Annotated in this window: 32 protein-coding genes; 6 read left to right on the top strand and 26 right to left on the bottom strand. The window is 63.4% G+C overall.

Annotation, left to right across the window (positions count from 1 at the left end):
• Positions 1-594, top strand: a complete 594-nt coding sequence (recR, locus tag HZY77_RS08475; protein WP_296820648.1) for a recombination mediator RecR — start codon at positions 1-3, stop codon at positions 592-594.
• Positions 595-626: 32 nt separating this feature from the next.
• Here the strand turns inward: recR and HZY77_RS08470 are convergent, their stop codons facing one another.
• Positions 627-1,139 (bottom strand): DUF1345 domain-containing protein, encoded by a 513-nt coding sequence (locus HZY77_RS08470; protein WP_296820645.1) that lies wholly within the window; start codon positions 1,137-1,139, stop codon positions 627-629.
• A gap of 273 nt (positions 1,140-1,412) precedes the next feature.
• Positions 1,413-1,919, bottom strand: a complete 507-nt coding sequence (locus tag HZY77_RS08465; protein ID WP_296820642.1) for a DedA family protein — start codon at positions 1,917-1,919, stop codon at positions 1,413-1,415.
• An 83-nt stretch (positions 1,920-2,002) separates the two neighbouring features.
• On the opposite strand from HZY77_RS08465, the gene purB reads away from it, so the two are divergent.
• Together purB and HZY77_RS08455 are read left to right on the top strand one after the other, a co-directional pair.
• Positions 2,003-3,373, top strand: coding sequence for an adenylosuccinate lyase (purB, locus tag HZY77_RS08460; protein WP_296820639.1), 1,371 nt, complete (start codon positions 2,003-2,005; stop codon positions 3,371-3,373).
• Positions 3,374-3,412: 39 nt separating this feature from the next.
• The gene (locus HZY77_RS08455) at positions 3,413-4,255 is read left to right on the top strand and encodes a co-chaperone YbbN (RefSeq protein WP_296820636.1); all 843 of its coding nucleotides are present in this window, start codon (positions 3,413-3,415) and stop codon (positions 4,253-4,255) included.
• Here HZY77_RS08455 and HZY77_RS08450 read toward each other — a convergent pair.
• From HZY77_RS08450 to HZY77_RS08440, 3 genes are all read right to left on the bottom strand, one after another.
• Positions 4,222-4,755 carry a c-type cytochrome gene (locus tag HZY77_RS08450; RefSeq protein WP_296820634.1) on the bottom strand — a complete coding sequence of 178 codons (534 nt, stop codon included), beginning with the start codon at positions 4,753-4,755 and terminating at the stop codon, positions 4,222-4,224. The genes HZY77_RS08455 and HZY77_RS08450 overlap by 34 nt on opposite strands.
• Positions 4,752-5,312, bottom strand: coding sequence for a transcription elongation factor GreB (greB, locus tag HZY77_RS08445; protein ID WP_296820631.1), 561 nt, complete (start codon positions 5,310-5,312; stop codon positions 4,752-4,754). Before greB ends, HZY77_RS08450 begins: the two co-directional genes overlap by 4 nt.
• 34 nt (positions 5,313-5,346) lie before the next feature.
• A complete protein-coding gene (locus HZY77_RS08440; RefSeq protein ID WP_018508520.1) occupies positions 5,347-5,547 on the bottom strand; it encodes a DUF2905 domain-containing protein in 201 nt (66 codons plus the stop codon).
• 16 nt (positions 5,548-5,563) lie between these two features.
• Here HZY77_RS08440 and HZY77_RS08435 point away from each other — a divergent pair, with 16 nt between their 5' ends.
• A complete protein-coding gene (locus HZY77_RS08435; protein ID WP_296820628.1) occupies positions 5,564-6,292 on the top strand; it encodes a tRNA threonylcarbamoyladenosine dehydratase in 729 nt (242 codons plus the stop codon).
• 26 nt (positions 6,293-6,318) lie between these two features.
• On the opposite strand, the gene HZY77_RS08430 is transcribed toward HZY77_RS08435, so the two are convergent.
• The 16 genes from HZY77_RS08430 to HZY77_RS08355 all read right to left on the bottom strand — a co-directional run bounded on the left by HZY77_RS08430 (position 6,319) and on the right by HZY77_RS08355 (position 17,065).
• Complete coding sequence (locus tag HZY77_RS08430) at positions 6,319-6,522, bottom strand: hypothetical protein (RefSeq protein ID WP_296820626.1); 204 nt, start codon at positions 6,520-6,522, stop codon at positions 6,319-6,321.
• Positions 6,519-7,070, bottom strand: a complete 552-nt coding sequence (locus HZY77_RS08425; protein ID WP_296820625.1) for a pyridoxamine 5'-phosphate oxidase family protein — start codon at positions 7,068-7,070, stop codon at positions 6,519-6,521. Before HZY77_RS08425 ends, HZY77_RS08430 begins: the two co-directional genes overlap by 4 nt.
• Positions 7,070-7,666 carry an LON peptidase substrate-binding domain-containing protein gene (locus HZY77_RS08420; RefSeq protein WP_296820622.1) on the bottom strand — a complete coding sequence of 199 codons (597 nt, stop codon included), beginning with the start codon at positions 7,664-7,666 and terminating at the stop codon, positions 7,070-7,072. The genes HZY77_RS08425 and HZY77_RS08420 overlap by 1 nt, the downstream gene beginning before the upstream one ends.
• On the bottom strand, positions 7,663-8,280 hold the full coding sequence (locus tag HZY77_RS08415) for a flavin prenyltransferase UbiX (protein ID WP_296634489.1): 618 nt from the start codon (positions 8,278-8,280) through the stop codon (positions 7,663-7,665). The genes HZY77_RS08420 and HZY77_RS08415 overlap by 4 nt, the downstream gene beginning before the upstream one ends.
• A gap of 127 nt (positions 8,281-8,407) precedes the next feature.
• Entirely contained in the window at positions 8,408-8,971 is a 564-nt protein-coding gene (locus HZY77_RS08410; protein ID WP_296820620.1) for a Gx transporter family protein, read from the bottom strand.
• Complete coding sequence (locus tag HZY77_RS08405) at positions 8,952-9,317, bottom strand: NusG domain II-containing protein (protein WP_296660692.1); 366 nt, start codon at positions 9,315-9,317, stop codon at positions 8,952-8,954. The genes HZY77_RS08410 and HZY77_RS08405 overlap by 20 nt, the downstream gene beginning before the upstream one ends.
• A complete protein-coding gene (gene rapZ / locus HZY77_RS08400) occupies positions 9,317-10,153 on the bottom strand; it encodes an RNase adapter RapZ (RefSeq protein ID WP_296820618.1) in 837 nt (278 codons plus the stop codon). The genes HZY77_RS08405 and rapZ overlap by 1 nt, the downstream gene beginning before the upstream one ends.
• Positions 10,154-11,107: an HPr(Ser) kinase/phosphatase gene (gene hprK, locus HZY77_RS08395; RefSeq protein WP_296634497.1), complete on the bottom strand. Its 954-nt coding sequence runs from the start codon at positions 11,105-11,107 to the stop codon at positions 10,154-10,156.
• 16 nt (positions 11,108-11,123) lie between these two features.
• A complete protein-coding gene (locus HZY77_RS08390; protein ID WP_296820614.1) occupies positions 11,124-11,579 on the bottom strand; it encodes a PTS sugar transporter subunit IIA in 456 nt (151 codons plus the stop codon).
• A 91-nt stretch (positions 11,580-11,670) separates the two neighbouring features.
• Positions 11,671-12,006, bottom strand: a complete 336-nt coding sequence (gene raiA / locus HZY77_RS08385; protein ID WP_296820612.1) for a ribosome-associated translation inhibitor RaiA — start codon at positions 12,004-12,006, stop codon at positions 11,671-11,673.
• 157 nt (positions 12,007-12,163) lie between these two features.
• Positions 12,164-13,597, bottom strand: a complete 1,434-nt coding sequence (locus tag HZY77_RS08380; RefSeq protein ID WP_296634501.1) for an RNA polymerase factor sigma-54 — start codon at positions 13,595-13,597, stop codon at positions 12,164-12,166.
• Positions 13,598-13,669: 72 nt separating this feature from the next.
• Positions 13,670-14,392: an LPS export ABC transporter ATP-binding protein gene (gene lptB / locus HZY77_RS08375; RefSeq protein WP_296634503.1), complete on the bottom strand. Its 723-nt coding sequence runs from the start codon at positions 14,390-14,392 to the stop codon at positions 13,670-13,672.
• Positions 14,389-14,925: a lipopolysaccharide transport periplasmic protein LptA gene (lptA, locus tag HZY77_RS08370; RefSeq protein ID WP_296820610.1), complete on the bottom strand. Its 537-nt coding sequence runs from the start codon at positions 14,923-14,925 to the stop codon at positions 14,389-14,391. The genes lptB and lptA overlap by 4 nt, the downstream gene beginning before the upstream one ends.
• Positions 14,926-14,929: 4 nt before the next feature.
• Positions 14,930-15,505 carry an LPS export ABC transporter periplasmic protein LptC gene (lptC, locus tag HZY77_RS08365; RefSeq protein ID WP_296634506.1) on the bottom strand — a complete coding sequence of 192 codons (576 nt, stop codon included), beginning with the start codon at positions 15,503-15,505 and terminating at the stop codon, positions 14,930-14,932.
• Positions 15,506-15,551: 46 nt separating this feature from the next.
• Complete coding sequence (locus HZY77_RS08360; RefSeq protein WP_296820607.1) at positions 15,552-16,079, bottom strand: HAD-IIIA family hydrolase; 528 nt, start codon at positions 16,077-16,079, stop codon at positions 15,552-15,554.
• Positions 16,079-17,065: a KpsF/GutQ family sugar-phosphate isomerase gene (locus HZY77_RS08355; protein WP_296820604.1), complete on the bottom strand. Its 987-nt coding sequence runs from the start codon at positions 17,063-17,065 to the stop codon at positions 16,079-16,081. Before HZY77_RS08355 ends, HZY77_RS08360 begins: the two co-directional genes overlap by 1 nt.
• 47 nt (positions 17,066-17,112) lie before the next feature.
• Between HZY77_RS08355 and HZY77_RS08350 the strand changes: the two genes are divergently transcribed.
• Positions 17,113-19,083, top strand: coding sequence for a monovalent cation:proton antiporter family protein (locus tag HZY77_RS08350; RefSeq protein ID WP_296820601.1), 1,971 nt, complete (start codon positions 17,113-17,115; stop codon positions 19,081-19,083).
• Here HZY77_RS08350 and HZY77_RS08345 read toward each other — a convergent pair.
• Positions 19,080-19,721 (bottom strand): prepilin-type N-terminal cleavage/methylation domain-containing protein, encoded by a 642-nt coding sequence (locus HZY77_RS08345; protein ID WP_296820598.1) that lies wholly within the window; start codon positions 19,719-19,721, stop codon positions 19,080-19,082. The genes HZY77_RS08350 and HZY77_RS08345 overlap by 4 nt on opposite strands.
• A gap of 265 nt (positions 19,722-19,986) precedes the next feature.
• Between HZY77_RS08345 and HZY77_RS08340 the strand changes: the two genes are divergently transcribed.
• Entirely contained in the window at positions 19,987-21,735 is a 1,749-nt protein-coding gene (locus tag HZY77_RS08340; RefSeq protein ID WP_296820596.1) for an ATP-binding protein, read from the top strand.
• A 102-nt stretch (positions 21,736-21,837) separates the two neighbouring features.
• On the opposite strand, the gene HZY77_RS08335 is transcribed toward HZY77_RS08340, so the two are convergent.
• The 4 genes from HZY77_RS08335 to HZY77_RS08320 are packed head-to-tail and all read right to left on the bottom strand — an operon-like array spanning position 21,838 to position 24,965.
• Positions 21,838-22,431: a prepilin-type N-terminal cleavage/methylation domain-containing protein gene (locus HZY77_RS08335; protein ID WP_296820595.1), complete on the bottom strand. Its 594-nt coding sequence runs from the start codon at positions 22,429-22,431 to the stop codon at positions 21,838-21,840.
• A complete protein-coding gene (locus HZY77_RS08330) occupies positions 22,428-22,874 on the bottom strand; it encodes a hypothetical protein (RefSeq protein WP_296820593.1) in 447 nt (148 codons plus the stop codon). The genes HZY77_RS08335 and HZY77_RS08330 overlap by 4 nt, the downstream gene beginning before the upstream one ends.
• The gene (locus HZY77_RS08325; protein ID WP_296820590.1) at positions 22,867-23,469 is read right to left on the bottom strand and encodes a hypothetical protein; all 603 of its coding nucleotides are present in this window, start codon (positions 23,467-23,469) and stop codon (positions 22,867-22,869) included. Before HZY77_RS08325 ends, HZY77_RS08330 begins: the two co-directional genes overlap by 8 nt.
• Entirely contained in the window at positions 23,466-24,965 is a 1,500-nt protein-coding gene (locus HZY77_RS08320; RefSeq protein WP_296820588.1) for a monoheme cytochrome SoxX, read from the bottom strand. Before HZY77_RS08320 ends, HZY77_RS08325 begins: the two co-directional genes overlap by 4 nt.

Below are 24,965 nucleotides of genomic sequence, written 5' to 3'. Positions count from 1 at the left end.
ATGCAACCGGCCGCGCTGGAAAACCTGATCATTGCCCTGCGCGTGCTGCCCGGCGTCGGCCCCAAATCGGCGGCACGCATGGCCTACCATCTGCTGCAGCGCGATCGGCGCGGCGCCGAGGCGCTGGCCGGCGCGCTCAATCATGCGCTGACGCATCTGCATCATTGCCGGCTGTGCAACAACTTCTCCGAGGCGGAAGTGTGCGAGGTCTGCGCCAGCCCGAACCGAGACAAGCGGCAGCTGGCCGTGGTTGAGATGCCGGCCGATTTCAACATGATGGAAGCCACGCAAAGCTACGGTGGCCTGTATTTCGTGCTGATGGGTCGGCTGTCGCCGCTCGATGGCATCGGCCCGCGCGAGATCCATCTCGACCGCCTGATCAGCCGTGCGCTCGACGGCGTGGTCGAGGAAGTGATCCTGGCGACCAACTTCACCCCGGAGGGAGAGGCCACCGCGCACACGATCGGCGAATTGATGAAGGCGCGCGGTTTGAAAGTGAGCCGGCTGGCGCGCGGGGTGCCGGTCGGCGGCGAGCTGGAGTACGTCGACAGCGGCACGCTGGCGCAGGCCGTCCGCGATCGGCGGACCGTTTGAGATAGCGCGACTGGCGCGTCGTCTGACCGCGCCTATCCCAGCGCACTGGCGACGAGGTTGATCGTCAGCGCCAGCACCAGCAGATTGAAGCTGAACGACACCAGGCCGTGCACCAGCACCAGCCGGCGCATCTCCGTCGTGGTGATCGCGACGTCGGCTACTTGCGAGGTCATGCCGATGACCGCTGCGAAGTACCCAAAATCGGCGTAGCCGGGCGCCGCGCCGGGAAACGCCAGCCCGCCTGTGTCCTTGCCCGCATGCGACCGGTAGTAGTGGCGCGCGTAACGCAGCGCGAACAGGGTCTGGATCAAGAGCCAGGTCGATGCCAGCGTGCCGAGCGCGAGGACGATATGCAGTCCGCGCACCATGCCCGTCGAGGTCTTGGCCGCATCGGTGACCAGCAGCACGCCGATCAGGCTGACCCACGACGCCGCGACCAGCGCGATATACAGGGCGGTGGCACCAGGGTCTTCGCTGGTGGCGCGCAGCCGAGTGTGGGCGGTGTCGAGCCGTCCCACGCCCCACCATACCAGCACCAGATACATCAGGCTGCCGGCCAGCCAGCCGGTCAGCAGCCGCGTTTCCCATACGTCGGCATACGTTGATGCCGCGCCCAGAACGCCGAGCGTCAGCGCAAGCGACAGCCGGTGCCATGCGCGCAGGCGGGCTATGGGTGAAGCTCACGGTGCGGATAGGGCAGCAGAAATTTCATGATCGGATATGACGTGAATGCAGGAAGCCGCGCAAGGCCAGCAGGGCGGCCACCAGGCCGAGCATAACCCAGTGCTCGACCCGATGCAGCACGGCCAGATGGCGGCTCAACAGGGCGCCGAACACGTAGCCGGCACCCCTACCAGAGGCGCCCACAGTGTGGCGGACGCAAGGTTAAGCCAGAAAAAGCGCCAGCGTGCCACGTCGCTGAGTCCGACTGCGACGGGTAGGGCGATACGCAACCCCCACATGAATCGCATCACCAGAATGATGCCGGCCGGGTGTCGCTGGATGAGATCGAGCGCCTGTTCGACCTTGCCGCGCCAGACTGGACGACGCGCCAGCAGCGCTTGCCCGTGGCGGCGCCCGAGCCAGAAAAAGAATTGATCACCCGTCATCGCGCCCACCCCCGCCACGACAGTCAACACGGGAAAATCGAGATAGCCGCGATGGGCCGCATAACCCGCCAGCAGCAGCACGGATTCGCCTTCGAACAGGGCGCCGAGGAATACGGCGGCATAGCCATACTGTGCGATGAGGGCGGCAATATCCATGTACGGATTGTAGAGCGCGCCACGCGGGACAGGATGACGGATGGAATGCGCGAATGGCATGTGTGGCCCGCTTGATGCCCGTTCTCGTGGATAATTCGGGGTGCACGCGCCCCGAGGCGCCCTGTTATAACGGAGAAGACAAGATGGAACTCAATGCCCTGACGGCACTTTCGCCACTGGATGGCCGCTATGGCTCGAAAACTGCGCCGTTGCGCGATTTCTTCAGCGAATACGCCCTGATCAAATACCGTGTCATCGTCGAGATCGAATGGCTGAAGGCGATGGCGGCCGAGCCCGCCATCGTCGAAGTGCCGGCGTTTTCCGACCAGGCCATTGCATTGCTCGATGGTATCGCCGACACGTTTTCCGTGGCCGACGCCGAGCGCGTCAAGGCGATCGAGGCCACCACCAATCACGACGTCAAGGCAGTGGAGTATTTCCTCAAGGAGAAGACCCAGGCCAGCGCCGAAATCGCCGCGGTATCCGAATTCATCCACTTCGCCTGCACGTCGGAAGACATCAACAACCTGTCGCATGCGCTGATGCTCAAAGGCGCGCGCGATGGCGTGCTGCAGCCGGCCCTGGAAAAAGTCATCGCACGTCTGACCGAACTGGCGCACGAACTGGCCGACCTGCCGATGCTGTCGCGTACCCACGGCCAGCCGGCATCGCCCACCACGGTCGGCAAGGAGCTTGCCAACGTCGTCTACCGTCTGCGCCGTGCCTGGGACGTCATCGGCGCGACCGAACTGCTGGGCAAGATCAATGGCGCGGTCGGCAATTACAACGCGCACCTGTCGGCCTATCCCGAACTCGATTGGGAAAATTTCGCCCGCGAATTCGTGATGTGCCTGGGGCTCACCTTCAACCCCTACACCATCCAGATCGAGCCGCACGACGCCATGGCCGAGCTGTACGACGCCATTGCGCGCACCAACACCATTCTCATCGATCTCAACCGCGACATCTGGGGCTATATCTCAGTGGGTTATTTCAAGCAGAAAGTGAAGGCGGGCGAGGTGGGATCGTCCACCATGCCGCACAAGGTCAACCCCATCGACTTCGAAAACAGCGAAGGCAATCTGGGACTGGCCAATGCAGTGCTGCGTCATCTCGCAGAAAAACTGCCGGTCTCGCGCTGGCAGCGCGATCTCACCGACTCGACCGTGTTGCGCAACATGGGCGTCGGCTTCGGCTACAGCCTCCTGGCCTACGAATCCTGCCTGCGTGGACTGGGTAAACTCGAGGCCAATCCGGTCGCACTGTCGGCGGATCTCAACGCCAACTGGGAAGTGCTGGCCGAACCGATCCAGACCGTGATGCGCCGCTATGGCGTGGCCAACCCCTATGAGCAGTTGAAGGAACTGACCCGTGGCAAGGCCGGCATGACGCGTGAGACGCTGCATGCCTTCATCGACGGGCTGACGATTCCGGAGGCCGAGAAAGCCCGCTTGAAATCGATGACGCCGGCGTCATATATCGGCATGGCGGCCGAGCTGGCCAGACAGATTTAGGCCCGGCCGACCCTCGTCACGGATTCACGCGGAGGTTCCATGTCCGAACATGCTCTCGACGTCGGCCTCGCCGACTTTTCGCAACGCGTCCTAGAAGAATCGAAGCATCGCCCGGTGGTGGTCGACTTCTGGGCACCCTGGTGCGGCCCATGCAAGCAGCTGAAGCCCATCCTGGAGAAACTCGCGGCCGAATATGGCGGCAAGTTCCTGCTTGCCAAGGTCAACTCGGACGAGAACCAGGAGCTCGCGGCACGCTACGGCGTGCGCGGTATTCCCAGCGTCAAGGCCTTCGTCGATGGCGAACCGGTCGACGAGTTTTCGGGTGCGTTGCCTGAAGGCGAGGTACGGGCCTTTCTCGACCGGCTCGTTCCCGGCCCGGCGGACGAACTGCGCCGCCAGGCCGCCGACGCCCGCCGGGCGGGCGATGCATCCGGCGCGCTGCAATTGCTGGCCGATGCCTCGAGAATCGATCCCGCCCATCCCGGTGTCCGGCTCGACGCGGCGGAAATCATGCTCGACCTGAACGAGGCCGAGGAGGCCCGTCGCCTGATCGGAAGCGTGCCGGATGACGCAGATCCGCGCGTGCCAGCCTTGAAGGCGCGCCTGCAATTCATGGGGGTGGCCGGCGAAGACGAAGCAGCCTTGCGCTCGCGGGTGGCAGCGAACGAAAATGATCTGGAGGCGCGGCTACGGCTTGCCAACCTGCTGGTTGCGGCCGGACAGTACGAAGCGGGGATGGATCAGCTGCTGGAAATCGTCCGCCGCGATCGCGGCTTCGAGGACGATGTCGGCCGCAAGACCTTGCTGTCGGTCTTCAACTTGCTGGGCGGCGGCGAACTGGTGAGTCGTTACCGGCGCCTGCTGGCCAGCGCGCTGAACTGACAGTTCCCGCTTGCGCGGGGGTGGAGGCCGGCAAGTGCGTTATTCCCCGCGTAAACCGATGCCGCCGCGAGTTCTGCATCACTCAGGTCCGCTACCGCTTTCGCCATGGCGGCCGGTTGTGCGCCTTGGGCCTTGCCGGCGCGATAGTCCAGCAGCTTCTGATACATCGCGGCGCGTGTCATGCCTTTGAGCACGGGGTTCGTCGCGACGCCCTGCCCGAGGTCACCATGGCAGCTCGCACACTTTGCCGTGTAGACGTCGAGTCCGTAAGGCCGGGTATCGTACGGTAGCGCTGCCAGGATATCGGCAGGTCCCGGNGCGGTCGACACGGGCGCGGCGGCACGTTCAGCGCCGGAGGGCGCGTCNCTGCCGCAGGCGACAAGAGCGGTGAACAGGAAGAGGCTGGCGGCAAACGAGGCTGGTTTCATCATGGCGTCAAGAAATCGATAAGGGACAGAGGTGCCGGCCAGGCACAGGCGGCTGTGGTCATGCTGGATCAATCGATGGCCTGGTAGCGAACCGCGACGATGTCGACTTCGCGCCGCCCTTCGGGCGTCTGGACGCTGACGGTGTCGCCTTCGCGCGCTTTCAGGAGTGCGCGCGCCATCGGCGAGATCCAGGCGATGCGACCCCGCCCGACATCGGCTTCGTCGATGCCGACGATGGCGAAGGTGGATTCGCTGCCGTCTTCATCCGCGATCGTGACGGTGGCGCCGAAGAACACCTGGTCGGTGTCCTCGCGGGTGGCCGGGTCGACGACATCGGCGTGCTCCAGACGCTTGGATAAAAANCGGATGCGTCGATCGACTTCGCGCAGACGCTTCTTGCCGTAGATGTAGTCGCCGTTCTCGGAGCGGTCGCCGTTGCTGGCCGCCCACGAGATGGTTTCCACCAGTTTGGGGCGTTCGACTTTCCACAGCTGGTTGAATTCGGCATCGAGTTGCGCGTAGCCCGTGGGCGTCATGTAGTTCTTCGACCCGGCGGGGAGCGCAGGCGCATCGATCTCGTCCTCGTCCGCATCCGGTGCGTCGGTTTCCTTGACGAATGCCTTGTTCATTTTGGGTCAAGCATCCTGTGGGCGGGCGCCTTGTTCATCGGCCGAACAGATGGACGAGCAGCGAGAGCGCCAGCGACATGAGAATGACACTGGCGAAGGGGAAGTAGAATACGCCTCGTTTATGCCGGATCTGAACGTCGCCGGGCAGCCTGCCCAGGCCCAGCCGATTGAGCCAGGGTGTGAGCAGACCCAACACCAACAACGCCAGAACGAGTGTGACCAGCCATTTCATCATGAGGGGATTCTAGCCGATGGACGCAAGCCTGCCGCAATTCGAACGCACACGGATTCTGCTCGATGCCGGCGAGCAGGCGCGACTTGCGCAGGCGCACGTGCTGGTGGCAGGCCTGGGTGGCGTCGGTTCGTATTGCGCCGAGGCGCTGGCGCGCGCCGGGGTGGGGCGGTTGACGCTGGTCGACCACGATGTGGTCGCCGTGTCGAACATCAACCGCCAACTGCCTGCCTTGCTGTCCACAGTAGGACAGCCGAAAGCCGAATTGATGGCCGCGCGCATCCGCGACATCAACCCGACGTGCGAACTGACGGTGATTCGCGAATTCCTCATCCCTGAAACCGTGGCCGATATGGTGCCTGCCGACGTCGATTTCGTCATCGATTGCATCGATTCGCTCAATTGCAAGGTTGCGCTGGTTGCCAGCAGCGTCGAGCGCGGCCTCAAGGTTGCTTCCAGCATGGGAGCCGGCAACAAGCTCGATCCGACCCGGATAAAAATTGCCGACATTTCGAAAACCAGCATGTGCCCGCTCGCCTCGGTGATGCGCAAGCGGCTCAGGAAACGCGGCATTCCCAAAGGCGTGCTCACCGTGTTTTCCGACGAGGCGGGGCGGCCGCCCTTGCCGCCGCAGCCGGTCGAGGGCCGCGGCCGTGACCGTGCGGTCAACGGCACCATCAGCTACATGCCGCCGTTGTTCGGCCTGATGCTGGCTGGCGCGGTGGTGCAGTGCTTGATCGAATCCTGAGGCTGTAGCCGCCCGGTTGCACGGCTTTATTGCTGCGTCGCGTTGTCGATCTGCTTGCGTTGCGCATCGGCGGCGTCCATGACCTGAGCTTCCACGGCCTGGGCTTTTCTAACGGACTGGATCTGCGTGTCGAAGACCGGGGTGGGCTTGTCTTCGGTTTTGGGTTGTGGAGGCGGCGCTGGATTGCAGGCGGACAGGAGCAGTACAAGCGGGATCAGGCGTCCTTTCATTTCGCATCCTCCAATAATCCGGTGGGTAGACCGTCGATGCTGATCTGGTTNTTNTCGCGCCAGTAATCGAGCAGGCCGACCGGTCCTTTNTTCTCGGCCCAGCGCGCCAGGGTGTCGCGCTCACCCGCATAGGTGTAGCGCGGCACCGCGTAGCCGCACGAGGTCTGCACCGATTCGACGTCGAGCACGATGATCTGGCGTTCCCCGGGAAGGGCGGGGAAATGGCGATGGAGTTCGCCCCACTCCGGGTCCTGCCTGCGCACGACGCGTCCGCGTCCATACAGGCGCAGGATCAATGGGTCGGCATCGAAGCTGCACCACATCAGCGTCATGCGGCCATCGTGGGCCAGGTGGGCCGCGGTTTCATTGCCGCTGCCGGTGAGGTCGAGGTAGGCGACGCAGACGTCGGACAATACGCGCAGGCTGTCCATGCCCTTGGGTGACAGGTTGAGACGGCTCGTGGCGGTGCCGGTGGCAGTAAAANNCATCTGCTGCGCAGCGATGAAGGCGCGGTGTTTTTCTTCGAGGGTGGGATAGAAGCGCGCCATCAGTTGATCTGCCGCTTGAGGAATTCGGTGAGGATGCGCATGCGCGTCACGCTGTCGTTCATCTCCAGCAGGTTCTGTTTGACGCTGAGCTTCAGTGGCAGCACTTCGGACAGCCGGTAGCCGACCCATACGGCATCGTCGAATGCATGCGGGGCGGGGAAGTGCGCGTGACCGTATTCGTCAATGATGTGGCGCAGGATCTCCACGGCCAGTTCGAGTTCGTGAGGGATCGCGCTGGCCGGTTCGGCACTGACTTCGTCAACCGTTCCGATCAGTAGTCCGCTGGGTTCGACCTGGGCATGGCGGATGACGAACCGTGTGTCGGCCTGGGTGTCGATATGCAAGATGCCGGTTTCGGGCATGTCCCAATCTGTGATGCGGACTCGCGTGCCAATCGAATAGGGCACGGCGGGCGTGCCGGTCTCCTTGCCTTCCCGGATGGCGCAGATGCCGAACGGGCTGTCGTCGGCGATCGCCTGCTTCACCATGTCGATGTAGCGCTGTTCGAAAATCCGCAACGGCATCCGGCCGCCGGGAAACACCACGGTGTTCAGTGGAAACAGCGGCAGGCTGGTCAATTTTGCGGCGGCGTTCACCGGCTGTCGCCCCAGCGTGCCATGAGTTCGTGTTGGACGCCGAGCTGGTCGAGAATGCGCGCGACGACGAAATCGACGATGTCGGCGACCGACTGCGGCTGATGATAGAAGCCGGGATTGGCCGGCAAGATGACTGCGTTCATCCGCGACAGCGTCAGCATGTTCTCCAGGTGCAGGGTGGAAAACGGCGCTTCGCGAGGCACGAGGATGAGCTTCCGCTGCTCTTTCAGCATCACGTCGGCGGCGCGTTCGATCAGGTTGTCGGACAAGCCGTGGGCGATGGCGGCGAGCGTGCCCATCGAACACGGACAGACCACCATCGCATCGGCCGGATTGGATCCGGATGCGACCGGCGCATTCCAGTCCTCGCGCCCGAACACGCGCAGCTGGTCGTCGCGTGTGTTCAGGCCTTCCGACAACTGCCGTTCGAGATCGCTGGCGCGTGCAGGCAGCGCCACGCCGAGTTCCTGCTTGGCGACGATGTGCGCCGCCTGCGACACCAGCAGATAGACCTGTAGGTCGGCGGCCAGCAGACATTCGAGTAGACGCAGGCCGTAGGCCATGCCGGAGGCGCCGGAGAGCGCAAGGGTAACGGTATTCAGGGTAGGGTGCATGGCGCGGATTGTCGCCCGGATGCCGCCAATAATCCACTATGCGACAGCGATTTGCACTCGATCGGTGCGCGAAGTTGCCCGCAGGGCGGGGGATGTCGGCTCTCGGACATCGTCCGCACAGCTCGGCTTATCCCTTGCGAGTGCCGGCCAGAATATCCGGTGACATGTCCGGTTCGGGTGTTGGGGTGGCAAGCATGCGCATCACGATCAGCCCGTTAACCGTGCCGAAAACCAGCGCAGCGGCGGCAAACACGGGCAGCAGCTTGATCAGCGCAGCGGCCGGCAACAACCAGATGCCCACTAGTGCGAGCTGTCCGCCGATGTGGCCGAATGCCGCCAGCACCGACAGGCTGACCGGGCCGAAATGGCGGCTAGGAAGATAACGTGCCAGCGCCAGCACCGACAGGCTGACGAGTGCGCCGGCGGCCGACAGCCAGAAACCGGGTGCAAACAGGCTGCCCAGCAGCAGGCCGCCGGCCAGTACGCGCAGACCCGACACCCAGGCGGCCGCACGCCAGCCGTATTGCAGCAGCACCAGCAGGATGACGATGTTGGCGAGCCCCGGTTTCACGCCGGGCACCGGGCTCGGCAGTGCGGCTTCCGCGAGCGTGAGGCCGATTGCCAGCGCCGCCAGCCGCGCGATGCGGCGGTCGTCCGCATGGACCGGCAGTTCAATAACCGAGCGTGTCATAGGCCGTGGTCCGTCCGCGGATTTCGAGGCTGACCTGGTTGGGGAGGCACAGCGCCGCCTGTCCGGATTGCGTCAGCCAGCCTTGCTTGACGCACAGCTGGCGCGGCGACGGATCGCGCGCAATGCGCGCGCGGCCGGGTTCGATCTCGATATGTGTCGTGCCGAGCGGGCCATCGACGGCAAAGGTTCGCGCTTGGGCAAGCGATGCGGTTTCCACCACCTGGCCGGCAGCGCGGATGACGACCGTGTCGCCACGGTCGCCGCCCCAGGCCCATATCGTCAACGCGACGACCAGGCTGCCGCTTGTCAGCAGCACGCCCAGATCGCCGGCGCGCAGGCTCGTCATCAGCTGAGTTCGCGGTGCCGCACCAGCACCTGCTCGCGTTCACGGAAGGCGGCGGCCAGCGTTTCCGCGAAATACACGCTGCGGTGCTGACCGCCGGTGCAGCCGATGGCGACCGTCAGGTAGGCACGGTGGTCGCGAATGAAACACGGCAGCCAGTTTTCCACGAAACCGCGGATATCGGCCAGCAGCGCCATGGCGTTGGGGCTGTCTTCGAGAAAGTCTTTCACTGGCTGGTCGCGCCCGGTGAGGGGGCGCAGTTCGGCCACGTAGTGCGGATTGGGCAGGCAGCGCACGTCGAACACCAGGTCGGCATCGAGCGGAATGCCGTGCTTGAAGCCGAAGGACTCGAACAGCAGTGTGATGCGCGAACGATCCTGCCCGACCAGATCCTTGATCCACAGGCGCAAGGCGGCGGCGGAGAGATCGCTGGTGTCGATGCGGTGCGCCAGCGGCGCGATGTCGGCCAGCATCTCGCGTTCGAGCTGGATGGCTTCCTGCAGCGAAACCGTATCGCTGGAGAGTGGGTGGCGCCGCCGCGTTTCGGAAAAGCGCTGGACCAGCGTCAGGGTCTTCGCCTCGAGAAAGATGACTCGCAGGTCGGCACCCTGATTGCGTAGCGCATCCGCAATCGGCGGCAGCTGCGTAAAACTCGCGCTGCTGCGGGCGTCGATGGCGATGGCGATGCGGTCGTGCCCTTCGCGCTGCAGATAACCGACCAGGGGCTGCAGCATGGCCAGGGGAAGATTGTCGACGCAGTAATAGCCGACGTCCTCCAGTACCGCGATCGCGATGCTTTTTCCCGAGCCCGATAATCCCGATACCAGTACGACTTGCATTCAATCGTCTCCGTCGATGGCGGCCTGCTGGCGCTTGATGAACTGTTCGACCGGATTGATTCCGCGGCTCTTGAGGATGTGGTTGCGCACGGCCACCTCGACCAGTACCGCAAGGTTGCGGCCAGCTGCGACCGGAATGCGCACCTTGGGAATGGCGACGCCGAGGATGTTTTCAGTCGAGGCCACCATGTCGAGCCGATTGAGCCCGACTTCGCCGATTTCCTGAGGATGGACCAGTTCGACGATCAGTCTGAGGTTCTTTTGCAACTTGACCGCCGTCTCGCCGAACAGGAAACGGATGTTGAGAATGCCGAGGCCGCGTACTTCGAGGAAATCACGAATCAACGCGGGGCAGTTGCCTTCGAGGGTTTCCGGTGCGACATGCTTGAGTTCGACGACGTCGTCGGCCACCAGCCGGTGGCCGCGTGTGACCAGCTCCAGCGCCAGCTCGCTTTTGCCGACGCCGGCATCGCCCTTGATGAGGACGCCCATGCCCAGCACTTCGAGAAACACACCGTGCTGCGAGGTCGTTTCGGCCAGGCTTTGCGTCAGGTAATGGCCCAGATAGGACATCAGGATCGGGCTGGCCAGCGTCGATGAGAACAAGGGCGTGCCGGTGCGTTCGGCGGTCTCGCGCAGGACCGGCGGGACGGCCTCGCCATTGGAGATGACGATGGCTGCGAGTTCGTTCGAAAACAGGTGGTCGATCGCTTCCTGCAGACTGGGTTCGGACAAACCGCGCAGATAGTCCATTTCGGCGCAGCCCAGGACTTGTACCCGGTTGGGGTGGACGAAATTCAGATGGCCGATGAGCGCCAGGGTTGGTTTCTGAATGGTCTCGGAGGATAGGGTGCGATCGCCGCCGGTGCGTCCGGCTACCCATTGCAGGCCGAGCTGTTCCGCCAGATCGCGGAACAGGGTTTCAACCGAAACGTGGCTTAGTTCGCCATCCATGCGCCGGCCTGCGCACTCAGCTTGACCATGACTCGAGCCGTCCCATCAAATCGGACGGGGTGGCGGCCTCCAGCATCTGTGCGCGCATGGTTTCGTCGCCGAACAGTTGCGCAAGCTCGCCCAGAATCTGCAGATGCCGTTCGTTGGCGTCCTTGGGAACCAGCAAGATGAAGCACAGCGTCACCGGCTGGTTGTCCGGCGCATCGAATTCGAGCGGGCTCTTCAGGCGATAGAATGCGCCGCACGCGTCNCTGAGACCTTTGATGCGACCGTGCGGGATGGCGATCCCATGGCCGAGCGCGGTCGAGCCCAGGCGTTCGCGTTCGAACAGGCTGGTGAAGATGTCGGAGGCTTTGAGACCGCGGGTCTGAGCGAACAGGTCGGCTGCATGTTCGAACAGTTTNTTCTTGCTGGTGAAGCTGATGTCCAGCAAGGTGGTATCAGGGGTGATAAGGGGNGCGATTAGGTTCATGCCTTTGCACAGCCGGGGAAAGAGGTTGTCCGGCATCTGCAGATTATACGCCCGAAGGCTGTTTGAGGCCTCCGGGCAGGGGATTACGACGTCAGGCCGGACTTTCGGTCGGTTGATGCTTCAGTCCGCCACCGCCTTGATGGACGTCCGAGGTTTTNTCCTTGTGCTTCACGATCTGGCGATCCAGTTTGTCCGCCAGAAGGTCGATTGCGGCGTACATGTTGCCGTCCTCGCTGTGGGCATGGAAGTCATGGCCTTTCACATGCAGCGTGGCTTCCACCTTGTGCACCAGTTTTTCCACCTGCACGATGACCGTCACGTTGATGACGTGGTCGAAATGGCGTTTGACGCGGTCGAGTTTCTCGGAAACGTAGTCGCGGATGGCTGGGGTCACTTCCAGATGATGACCGGAAATCGTCAAATTCATAGAGCCTCCTAAGTCTGCTGAACATAACTGGAAGCCGGCATGCTACCGACCTTCCAGGAGCGATCTGTTGTGCTCGATTTCATTGTGGGACGAAAGCCCGGCACATTCAAGCATGGCACGGATTGTCAGGCGGACTGTGCGGGAAAAGCCTTTGCGATCAAAGTGCGCGGCGCATGTTGGCGGGTGGGATTTGCAGCGACTCGCGATACTTGGCGACCGTGCGGCGGGCTACCACGATACCCTGCTGGCCCAGAACTTCCGCCAATTGGCCATCCGACAGCGGTTTCTTGGCGCTTTCGGCAGCAACCAGCTGCTTGATGAGGGCACGAATGGCGGTCGAGGAACAGGCGCCGCCGCTGTCGGTCGAGACGTGGCTGCCGAAGAAATACTTCAGCTCGTACAAGCCGCGCGGCGTCATCATGTATTTTTGCGTAGTCACGCGCGAAATGGTCGATTCGTGCAGCTCCACTGCATCGGCGATTTCGCGCAGTACCAACGGGCGCATCGCCACCTCGCCATGTTCGAAGAATTGCTTCTGGCGGTCGACGATGGCCTGCGAGACGCGCAGGATGGTGTCGAAACGTTGCTGCACGTTCTTGATCAGCCAGCGGGCTTCCTGCAGCTGGCTGGCAAGCTGGCTGCCGCCGCTTTCGCGGTGGCGTGCCAGGATGTCGGCATAGACGCGGTTGACGCGCAGCTTGGGCATGGCGTCGGCGTTGAGGCTGGCGATCCACATGCCCTTGACCTTGCGCACGTAGACGTCGGGAATCACGTAGTGCGTGTCGTCGGCGCCGAAAGCGGCGCCCGGACGCGGGTTCAGGGACAGGATCAGGGCACGTGCGGCGCGCAGCGTGGCGTCGTCGATGCCGAGCATTTTCTTCAGCTTGCCCACATCGCGTGCGGCGAGCAAATCCAGATAGTGTGCGGTGAGCCGCATGGCGGCGTCGCGCGCGGGCGTGTCCGGCGGCAGTGCGCGCAGTTGCAGGGTCAGGCATTCGGCCAGGTTGCGTGCGCCGACGCCGGTCGGGTCCATGTTCTGCAGATGCTTGAGCGCGGTTTCGAGTTCCTCGGGTTCGAGCTCCTCGAGTTCGGCCTGGAGGCTCGCGGTGATGTCTTCCAGCGGCTGGGTCAGGAAACCCGAATCGTCCAGGTCGTCGATCAGCGCGGCGACCAGGGTGCGGTCGCGCAGGGTGAGCGGACTGACGATCAACTGGTTCAGCAGATGCTCGCGCAAGGTCGCGCCCGATATCGAACCCTGGGTGTAATCGTTGTCCTCGTCATCGCCGCTGGCCACGCTGTAGTCGTTCCAGTCGGAGTCATCCAGTGCAGTGACAGGTTCCGAGTCGGTATGGTCGGGCAATGCCGTTTCCGTGCTTTGCGCCTCGGCCTCGGCTGTATGTGCGGGCGCCTCCGCTGTCGCATAGCTGGCTTCGTCCTCTTCCTCGCGTTCCAGCAGGGGATTGTCCTGCAGCATCTGCTCCAGTTCCTGATTCAGTTCCAGCGTCGACAGCTGCAGCAGTCGGATCGACTGTTGCAGTTGGGGCGTCAGCGTGAGGTGTTGACCGAGCTTGAGTTGAAGGCTGTGTTTCATGAATCTTGACTACGGCAAAAAGCGTGCCGGCTTGAGACCAGTTTAACGTGATTCGCCTGGGGATGGCGGTTGTTACAGACGGAAATTTTCGCCGAGATAGACTTTGCGGGCGTTGTCGTCCTGAATGATGAGATCGGGCGTACCGGCAATCAGCACGCGCCCTTCGTTGATGATGTAGGCGCGATCGCAGATACCCAGGGTTTCGCGCACATTGTGGTCGGTGATCAAGACGCCGATGTCGCGCTCGATGAGGAAATGCACCAGTTTCTGGATGTCGATCACCGCAATGGGATCCACCCCCGCAAANGGTTCGTCGAGCAGGATGAAGCGCGGGTTGATCGCCAGTGCGCGGGCGATTTCCACACGGCGGCGCTCGCCGCCTGAGAGGCTGACGGCGGAGGCTTCGCGCAGGTGGGCGATGTGCAGGTCTTCTAGCAGATTGTCGAGGTGTTCCTCGCGCTCGGCCTTGTCGTAGGACTTGAGCTCGAGAATGGCGCGGATATTGTCTTCCACGGTCATCTTGCGGAAGATCGAGGGCTCCTGCGGCAGGTAAGACAGCCCCAGGCGTGCGCGCTGGTGAATCGCCATGTGGGTGAGATCGTGCGTATCCATCTGCACGCTGCCGCCGTCGGCCGCGACCAGGCCCACCACCATGTAAAAGCAGGTGGTCTTGCCGGCACCATTGGGGCCGAGCAGGCCGACGACTTCGCCGCTTTCGACCTCGAAGGAGACGTCGTGCACCACGGTGCGTTTGCCATACGTCTTGCGCAGGCCCTGGGCGGTAATCTGGCTCATGGTTTGGCTGCAGGCTGTGCGGGCGTGTGCGGTTTCGGGCGGATGACGGCGCGCACGCGCCCGCTCGGAGTCTGGGCGTTGGGCTGGCCGACGACCTTATAGAACCCGGTGTTGGCGTTGTAGGAAATCTGCGCGCCGTGCAGTTCGTCGCTGCCGCGCCGCAGTCGGGCCTGGCCGATCAGTTCGAGCTGGCTGGTGACGCCGTCATATTCGATGCGATCGGCAAAGCCCTCGATGAATTCATCGCCGCTGTCGGTTTTCTGGCGGAACGCCACGGGGCGGCCGATTGCACTGACCTTGTCGAGCCCGTCCGCATTCTGGGTCACCTGCACGCGATCGGCGCGTAGCATCAGCGTGCCCTGGCTCAATACGACATTGCCCTGGTAGACGCTGACTTTCTTGATGTCGTCGAGGGTGACGGTATCCGCTTCAAGGTTGACCGGTTTGTCGCGGTCGGCCTTTTCCGCGTGGGCGGAGGTGGCCAGCAAGGCGGCGCACAGCACCACGTAAAGCCTGGTATTCAATTTAGTCATGGCGCTAGCCTTTTCCGGAAATATAACGGGCATGCACCCGTCCTGTCAGTTTGAGGATACGTTGCTTGGCGTCGTACTCCATCGCGTCCGCGCGCAGATCCAGGGTGGCGTCATGGATCACCACCGGGCCGGGNGAGCGCATCTGGTTGCGTTCTGGAAAAACCAGCAGTCGCGCCGAACGCATGGTCATGAGCGATTGTCCTGCATGCGCGGCACGTTCCACGAGAACGTCGTCGCGCAGGTCGACCTCATGGCCGTCGGGAGACACGGTTGCCTGTTTCGACACTGCGCTCACGTCGCCTGACTGTTCGTCCAGTTGGGTGAAGTGGGGCAGTTCCAATTCGGTGAATTTGCTGTCCGAGTAATGCTTCAATTTCTTGGCGGACAGCCGGTACTGCGGTTTGCCATTCAGGTCGGTGCGCATCGCATTGAAGTTCTCCATGATGCCTTCGGGATCGGTCCGGGTAGGCGACGCGCCGCCGTTGGCCGGGATCTCCACCATGCGTTCGATCCAGAAACTGAGCGCGGCCAGCAGCAGCAGGATGGCCAGCGGCAGCCACAATGATCCGCGTGAGATCATGCCGTCCCCGGACGGACGGCGTTCAGGGCGCAGCGTATGCAGCCTGTCATCTCAGATACGGCGCCAGCGCCGCGTCCAGCGTGCCCTGCGCGCGCATCAGGAACTCGCAGGCCTCGCGCACTGCGCCGTGGCCNGCTTCGCGCACGGTGGTGTAATGGCTGTAGGCTTTCACCAGTTCGGGNGCGGCCGGCACGGTAATGGCCAGACCAGCACGGCGCATTACGGGCAGGTCGACCACGTCGTCGCCCATGTAGGCGGTGGCTTCGCAATCGAGGTTCAACTCGCGGCACAAGGCCTCGTACACGGCCAACTTGTCGTGCGCGCCCTGATGCACGATCTCGATGCCGAGGTTCCGTGCCCGATGTTCCACCACCCGCGAATCGCGTCCGGTGATGATGGCCAGTTCGACCCCGCTGCCTTTGAGCATTTTCAGGCCATGCCCGTCGAGCGAGTTGAAGCCTTTGTATTCCTGGCCATCGTCCGCCAGAAACAGGGTGCCGTCGGTCATTACGCCGTCGACGTCGAATGCGACGAGTTTGATTTTCTGCGCGCGCGCAATCAGATCGGGTGTCATCACACCACCCCCGCTTTCAGCAGGTCGTGCATGTTGAGTGCTCCGACCAGGATATGGTCGGTGTCGACCACCAGCAGGCCATTGATTTTCAGGGTGTCCATTTTTTCCACTGCCGCCACGGCGAGTTCGTCCGCGCGGATCGTCTTCGGGTTTCGGGTCATCAGGTCGGCAATCTTCGCCTGCTGCAGGTCGAGCGTATGCTCTAGGGCGCGCCGCAGGTCGCCGTCGGTGAACAGTCCGGCCACCTTGCCGTCCGTCTCGACCACTGCGGTCATGCCGAGTCCTTTNTGGGTCATCTCAAACAGCGCGGCCTTGAGCGAGGCGTCGCGGCCGACCTTCGGCAGATCTTCGCCGGCATGCATGACGTCGCGCACATGGACGAGCAATCGCCGTCCCAGGCTGCCGCCCGGGTGGGTGCGCGCAAAATCGTCGGCCGAAAAGCCGCGTGCATCCAGCAGCGCCACTGCCAAGGCGTCACCCAGCGCGAGCGCCGCAGTGCTGCTCGCAGTGGGGGCCAGGTTGAGCGGGCAGGCTTCCTTGTCGACTGCGGCATTGAGGTGGACATTGGCTTCCCGTGCCATGGTCGAACCGGGATTGCCGGTCATCGCGATGAGCTTGGCGCCGCGCCGCTTGATGAGCGGCACGATGCTGACGATCTCGTTGCTCTCGCCCGAGTTCGACAGGGCCAGCACCACGTCGTCGGGTGCGATCATGCCGAGATCGCCGTGGCTGGCTTCGCCCGGGTGCATGAAGAAAGCNGGGGTGCCGGTAGAGGCCAGGGTGGCGGCGATCTTGCTCCCGACATGGCCGGACTTGCCCATTCCCGACACCACCACGCGGCCGCGGCATGCCAGGATCAACTGCACGGCATCCGCAAAACCGGCGTCGAGCCGGGTCGACAGGGAGCGTAGGGCATCGGCTTCGATATCGAGCACCTGACGCGCAAGCGCAAGCAAATGTTCGGTGGAGATGGGTTGGGGGCGCATGGTCGGCAAGTATACTAAAGCCTGCTTTCCCCTCCCTGTTTTCCTTGATGCATTCCAGCCTCCAGCTTGTCCTGATTCTACTTGCGGTCGCCGTGCTGGTGGCGGCAGCTGCGCGTGCCTTGCGCCTACCCACCATGCTTGGTTATCTGGTGACCGGCATTGCCATCGGCCCGTTTGCCCTGGGCTGGATTCCCGATAGCGCCGAAGAACGCTACCTGGCCGAATTCGGCGTGGTGTTCCTGATGTTCTCGATCGGCCTGGAATTCAGCCTGGCGCGCCTGATGACCATGCGCATGACAGTGTTCGGTTTTGGCGGCGCGCAGGTCGTGCTGACCATCGCGCTGACCGCGGCGATTGCGTGGCTGCTGCATTTGCCTTTGCTCGCCGCGCTGGCGCTGGGCGGCATCATGTCGATGTCGTCCACGGCCATCGTATCANAGCTGCTGGCCGAACGGCTGGAAATCCAGACGCCACACGGCCGCCAGATTTTCGGTGCCTTGCTGTTCCAGGATCTGGCGGTGGTGCCGCTGCTGATCCTGATTCCTGCGTTTGCGAAGGAATCCGACACCATGGCCATCACCCTGGGATTGGCCGTGTTCAAGGCTGTCGTGGTGCTGGGTTTTCTACTGTTCGTCGGACAGCGCATCATGCGCCCGTGGTTCCAGTGGGTGGCAGGCCGTAAGTCGCCCGAACTCTTCACGCTCAACCTGCTGCTGTTCACATTGGGGCTGGCGTTCCTGACCGAGAGTGCCGGTCTGTCGCTGGCGCTCGGTGCGTTCCTGGCCGGCATGCTGATTTCGGAGACCGAATACCGCTACCAGGTGGAAGACGACATCAAGCCGTTCCGCGATGTGTTGCTGGGATTGTTTTTCGTCACGATCGGGATGCGGCTCGACCTGATGCAGGTCATGTTGAACTGGAGCGACGTATTGCTGCTGGTCGTGGCGATCGTCGCCGGCAAGGGGCTGATGGTCGGCGGCCTGGCCCTGACCTTCGGCAACACTCGCCCCACCTCGGTACGGACTGCGCTGGGGTTGGCGCAGGCGGGCGAATTCGGGTTCGTGCTGCTGGCCCAGGCCGCCGATCTGCAATTGCTGGGTGCGCCGATCACGCAACCAGTGCTGGCGGCGATGGTGTTGTCGATGCTGATCGCTCCGCTCCTGATCAATCGTATGGACGTGCTGACCCGGCTGATCGCGGGCAGCGAATGGGCCGGTCGCGCCAAGGAGGTGCACGACATCGCGGTCAAGACCTTTGGCAAGACCCAGCACGTGATCGTTTGCGGCTATGGCCGCAGCGGACAGAACCTGGCCCGTCTGCTGGAAGTGGAGGGCATCACCTTCATCGCGCTCGACGCCGACCCCGAGCGCATCCGCGCAGTGGCGGCATCCGGTGTCAGCGTCGTCTACGGCGATGCCAGCCGGCGCGAAGTGCTGGTCGCCGCCGGCCTCAGCCGTGCGCAGGCCATTGTGGTGACGTATTCCGACCTGCATTCCAGCATGGCCATCCTGCGCCATGTCCGCGAACTGCGGCCCGATCTGCCAGTCGTGGTGCGCACCATCGACGACACCCACATCGACGCGCTGAAAGCGGCGGGTGCGGCCGAAGTGGTGTCCGAAGTGATGGAGGGTTCGCTGATGCTGGCTTCGCATGCGCTGATGCTGCTCGGCGTGCCCTTGAGCCAGGTGCTGAAACGGATCCGCGAAGTGCGCGAAACGCGCTATGCCATGATGCGCGGTTTCTTTCGCGGCGCCAGCGATGCCGACGACGAGCTCGACCAGCATGCCCAGCCCCGTCTGCATACCGTGCTGGTCACGCAGGGTGCCGTGGCGGCGGGGCATAGCCTGGAGGAGCTGCGGCTGACCGAACTACTCGTGGAGGTGGTGGCAATCCGCCGTCAGGGGATCAAGGGCGTCGATCCCCAGCCCGACACCCGTATCCAGGTCGGGGACGTGCTGGTGTTGCGCGGCGCCGCCGATGGGCTGGCGGCGGCGGAGTTCAGGGTGTTGCAGGGTTAGGGTGCCTTGCAGACGACGTAGAACTTGGTGCCATCGTCCACGTAGTTGGCGTCAGGAGATGCAGCTGCACCAGCTGTCGTGCCCGCTGCGGCGCGCACCGTGCCGGTGTCCGACTTGCCGTCGTCAAATTGGGTGTCGATGGCTTGTGCGATTTTGGCTGGCAGATTATTGGAACAAATAACAATACCCGGAATGTTGAAGGCGCCATTCTGTACGCCCGTCACGCCTGACGCAGCATTGGGCGGGTTGGTGTCATCTGTGACAGCTCCTCCAACCAAACCAGCCCGACGTAAATGCAACCAGAACTGACGGGATTCATCGGAAGCAGTGGCTGTGTTGTAATCGCCCGCAATAATTCCATCGCCAACTGTTCCCGAGCTTGGTGTCGGCGCAGTGATGCCCCAGCGTGCCGCTGCGCCCGCATCATCCCCNGGCAATGCCCGATATCGATCCTGATACAAATTGATGGCGGCCGTCATCGACTGGAAGTCGTTGGCAACGTTGCGAATGCGGGCTTGCGTGATGAGTTCCTGTCCCTTGAGAATACCGCCGAGCAACAGCCCGATAATGACCAGCACAATGGCGATCTCGATCAGGGTGAAGCCCGACTGGCGTCGCGCGATGTGGGGATGCGGCATGGTGAGGCTCTCCAGTAGTATTCTCCTGAGGGCCAATTTGCAAAATGCGTGCCATGGTATTTTATTTGGTAGTTCAATGATAAATAAGGAAAAAATCTATCAGGCGCATCGCGTTCGCCCCGGTTTTGACGAAAATACAACGCTGATGCCAGGTTTCCGTCAGACTTTGTGCGTGGCCTAACATCGGTATCCTCTCCATTTCCGGGGCGGAATGCCGATACCATGGGCATGCTGATCGTCCTGCATTCCTCTCCGATTTCCCTGCATGAGCGAACGCACTGAAACTGTATCCCCTCTGGCCTGGCTGACTTCACTCGCCACGCGCTTCACGCGTGTGGCGCCGGGGCGCTGGCTGGGGTCGATGCTGCTGGCCCTGCATGTGGCCGTGGTATTCGATGCCGACGCGACGGTGACGCGGGCCTTCCTACTGGCGCATTACGGCCTGTTCCTGCTGTGGCAACCGCTGGTGCGCAGCGAAGCGCGTATCGAGCCGCGCCTGGCGTTCCCGGTATTTGCCATGGCCGCGTTGCTGGTCCTGGTCGACAGTACCTGGGTGATGGCCTTGTGGCTGGCGATCCTCGCGGGGCTGGTGGGGGCGGTCGCGACTTCGCAAAACGAACGCGGGCCGCGACTGGCCTACCTGTTTGCGCTGGCTTACTTGCTTGCCTTGCTGCTGGCTTGGGTGTTGCCGCAAAGTCTCGGCGGCGCCTCGCTCCCCGACGAACTCCGGGCAGCAGTGCGCTATGTCCTGCCGCTGCTGCCGCTGGTCATTCTGTTCCTGCCTGCCACTCGCCAGCGTAGCGCCTCGTCGACGCTCGATTTCATCTACGGCCTGATGCTGTCGCTACTCATCATGGTGATGGCGCTCGGGGTGTTCGCCGTGGTGGCGGTGGCCAAGGTGAGCTACGCCTGGGCACTGGTGCAGACCCTGCTGGGCATGGCGGCGCTGCTGCTGGCCTTGTCGTGGCTGTGGAATCCGCGCGCCGGCTTTGCGGGGCTGGGGCAAGTGACTTCGCGCTATCTGCTGTCGGTGGGCCTGCCATTCGAGGGTTGGGCACAGCGGCTCGCCACCCTGGCCGAGCGCGAACGCGATCCGGAATCCTTCGTGCGCGACGCGCTGTCCGACTTGCACGAACTGACTTGGATACGGGGCGGTCGCTGGCAGGCGGCGCGCGGCGAGGGGACATTCGGCGAATCTGCGGAACATGCCATCGTCCATGCATTCCATGGCCTGACCCTGACCTGGCAGTCGGTGCGTCCGCTCACGCCGGCGCTGGCGCTGCATGTTCGCCTGCTGTCGCAATTGCTGGGTTACTTCTACGCCGCCAAGGTGCGTGAACAGACGCTACGCGAGCAGGCCTACAGCCAGGCCATCCACGATACCGGCGCGCGCCTGACGCACGACGTGAAGAACATCCTGCAGTCGTTGAAGACCCTGCTCGCCGCCGCCGATACGTCCACCCCGGAAGACAGTGAACGTCTGCTGGCGCTGATGAAACGCCAGCTGCCGCAACTGGCGGCGCGTCTCTCGCAAACCGTCGACAAGCTCAAACAGCCGGCGGAAATGGATGTCGCCCATGTGGCTGCGCACGNNTGGTGGGCGGCGCTGCAGACACGCTATGAACACGATGACGTGCAGTTCTTCGCCGAGGTGCTCGACGATACTCCTTTGCCCCAGGATCTGTTCGACAGCGTGGTCGACAATCTGCTGACCAACGCCTTGCGCAAACGACAGAATCAGCCGGGTGTTGCTGTGGAAGTTCGCCTGACGCTGCATCCACTGGTCAGCTTGACGGTGACCGATAGTGGCAGTGCTGCCCCCGAGCACGTGGCCCGCAACTTGTTCCTCAGCCCGGTGGCGTCGGATTTCGGATTGGGCGTGGGGTTGTATCNNGCCGCGCGGCAGGCGGCGCGTTCGGGGTTTAGGTTGGAGCTGTCTGACAATCAGCCTGGGNGGGTGGCGTTCCGGTTGCAGGCTACGGCGGAGGCAGCGGGTTGCAGTCCGAACCCGTAGGGCAGACGCGGGCTAGCAGATACTGAAGCGCTACCCAGGTGGTCAGATCGTCGAATTCGCCGCTGGCGGCATCGGGTTGGGTGGGCGAACGACTGGTGTAGATTAGGTTCCCGTTGAGATTCTCCACTTCGTCCAGCCCCGTCGGCGCGGCGAGTGTGGTGCCATTGATGTTGCTCGCCCCCAGCCGTTGGGGCCGTGGGAAACCAGCACAAACACGACATCATTTGCGACATCCGGGCTTAATCTGTTGCAGGTGTGCGTGGTGCAGATGACGATCGGATCAGGCGGCCGCAGCGTGGTGCTGGCCGAGAACCCGCTGCCAGCGTCGGCAAATTGCGTAACGACTCCATAATGCAGGCGATTGCCCCACGCGTCCTGCGGTGCAATGCCCAGGTCAACCCACGGCAGCAGGCCGCTCTGCCCCGAGCAGCCCGTGCCTATCCTGTTCTCTTTTCCATCAGGCGGGTTGTCGGTGTCGGGGCAGGGCAGGTAATGATTCGTTCCTGCTACGACATGATGGGTCATCGCATACCCCAGGAGCGCCTCGCGCGCCTCCTGCAGGGTTTGCCGGGTCTCGGCGATCCGCCGCGCCTGAATCTGCGCCGACAATGGCATGGCCAATCCGCCGATCAGGATGGTGATGATGACCAGCACGATGGCCATCTCGATCAGGGTGAAACCGTGCGAGCGTGTCATGGTGCGGCGTCCTTCGTATCCGGGCTGGCCGGTTCGGTGAGGCGGGGGCGCAGAACCTGATAGGGCTCATATACCCGGCCGTTGGCGCGGATCTGGCCGGGTTTCAGGCCTGATACGGCCGAGCCGTCGCGCTGTGCCTTGCCGTCGACCCAGCGTGTGATCGTGCCGTCGGAGCGGATGACCACGCCATCGTAGCGTAGCGGTGTGGGGGCGCTATCGGTCGATAACAAATGACCCGGGCCAGTGGGGACGTTGCGCGCACGCGCGGCCTCGAGCTGGGCGCGCTGCGCCGGCGTGAAGAACAGGCGGCCCGGATCGGCCGGAGCCGCCATGCCAGTCCCGATGCTGCCCAGGCACAACACCAGAATCCAGGCGCCAGAGCGCTTGTCCCATCCGCGTTTTGTGCGCGCGCACTGACCAGGTCGGAGAAGCCGGCTATTCATGGCGGGCCTCCGTTGTCGTTGCCACAGTGAACCACAGCAGATCGCATTCGGCCTGCAGATGAGGGTGATTGGCGGCTTCGAATGGCGTATTGTCCAGGCGCGACAGGCGGCACCCCTGAACGTGGTACACCCCGGACGCGCGCGTCTTGAGCGCGCCGAGGAAACGCGTGAGATCGGTTTCCACCAGCAGCGGGAAGGTGAGGGTCATGCGGGTTTGCCCCAGCGGCAGGCCTTGCGCCAGCGAGGACGGCGAGGCTGTGCGGGGCATCAGGCGGTAACTCAACCCATACAGGCCGGCATCGCGGTTGGCCAGTTGCACGGCCTCGATCCAGGCCAGGCGGTCTTCCGTTCCCACGAATCCGCGTGCCACCAACGCCTGGTAATCCCCCAGATGGGTGGTGAGGAGACGCTGCTGCTGACGGCTGCGATCGAGTTGCTGGCGTGCCTGGTTGAGCGCCGTGCGCTGTTGTTGCAAAGCCGCTTCGGCATTGTGTGCCTGACGTTGTCCCCACAGGATGCCGCCGGCCGCCAGCAGCAGCGCGGCCACCAGCATCAGTAGGGGCAGTTTGAGGATGGCGAAGGGCGGGCGGGTCATGGCCGGGCCTCGCGGAAAAGCAGGTTGAGGCTGAAACGCGCTGCGGGTGTACTGGCCGCATCAGAGTTAAGTGTCTTGCCGGACAGCGTGCTGCTGGAGTCGGCATTCACGGGGCTGCTGCGCAGGGTCACGTCGTGTACACCCGGCATCGCCTGCAACGTCTGCATGAATTCTTCGATACGCCGCATGGCTGCTCGGTAATTGCCGTCGAACGGGCTCAATCCGGCATCGAGGTTGACCTTGACCCCGCCGTTCACTGTCGGTGGCTCATCGGTCCAGCCCAGGCTGTCCAGCGCGACATCGGGCGTGGCCAGCAGGCTTTGCCCAACCGCTGCGAAGAGTGCGGACGCATCGGTCTGCGCCTGGCCGAGCTGGCGTGCCAGGTTGACAGTCTGGACGAGTTGCTCGGGGGCCATGACCTGGGTGGGAAAGGTACGCGCAATGGCCTGGTAGCGGGCATCGAATTGCTGGTACTGCTGGGCCAGCTGGCGTGCCTGGTCGTCCAGGTCCCGGGCATGCAGCCAGTAGGCCGCCGTAAGACCCAGGCCCAGCACTGCAACGATACCGGCAGCCGCATGCAGGCCGCGCCGCCAACGGAATTCGAGGTGATGCTGCAGCAATTCGGACGGCGCCAGATTGAGTTTCAGCGTTTCGCCCGCGATGGCGGCCAGNGGCGCGACTTCCGGCGTGGCGGCCAGAAAATCGTCGGGAATGCGCAAAGCGCGTGCGAGACTGGACATGTCGATCAGTCGCGTGCTGAACGCCGGGTCGGCATTCAGCTGGGCCTGCGCGCTGTCGAGCTGGCCGCTGGGATCGAGCAGCAGCACATGCAGCCGGGCCTCGCGCGGCAGGATGCGCTGTCCGCTGAGGTAGAGCTGCGTCTTCGCGATTTCGTCCGCTGCGTTACCGGGCAGTTGCGCGGGCGTGTCGCCACCGATCAGGCGTGAAAAACGCAGCAGGCCGTTGTGATAATAGGAGAGCCGCAGGCTATTGTTGAGACGGCATGCCAGCAAGGTATGCGCCGACTGTTCCCTTAGTTTTTCCAGCAGATGCTGGTAGGCCAGCGCCAGCGGCGTGATGCCCGCGAGCGGCACGTGTTCGCGGTGCAGCACGCTGAGCCANGGNGTCAGCCACTCGGCGTCGGGCAAGGCCGCCAGCAGATAACGGTCGTCGCGGCGTCCGGTTGTTTCGCGTGCCTGCCGCCAGGCGCCGGTAAAGCGCGTGTTGCGGAATACCTGCTTGAGCTTGCGCGCCAGCAGTTCGTCGCGTGCGCGTCCCTGCACATGCGGCAGAACCTCGCTGCGGTAATCCTCGTCGACCGTGTCGGCCACCAGCAGTACAGGCAGGTGCGCATGCCTGATCACGATTTTCCGGAATGCGGCCAAGCCTTCCGCATCGGCGGAAAACTCGCCCAGCCAGTGCATATGTCCCGGGCGCCAGTCGAGGACGCCGATCTGGCGGGGCGTGGCAAAGAGAAGCAGTCGATGGTCGAACAT

Origin of the sequence: Thiobacillus sp., from assembly GCF_013693775.1 — a bacterium.
GTDB lineage: Bacteria > Pseudomonadota > Gammaproteobacteria > Burkholderiales > Thiobacillaceae > Thiobacillus.
Note: the sequence above shows the minus strand (reverse complement) of the source record. Positions and strands in the feature narration are given on the sequence as shown.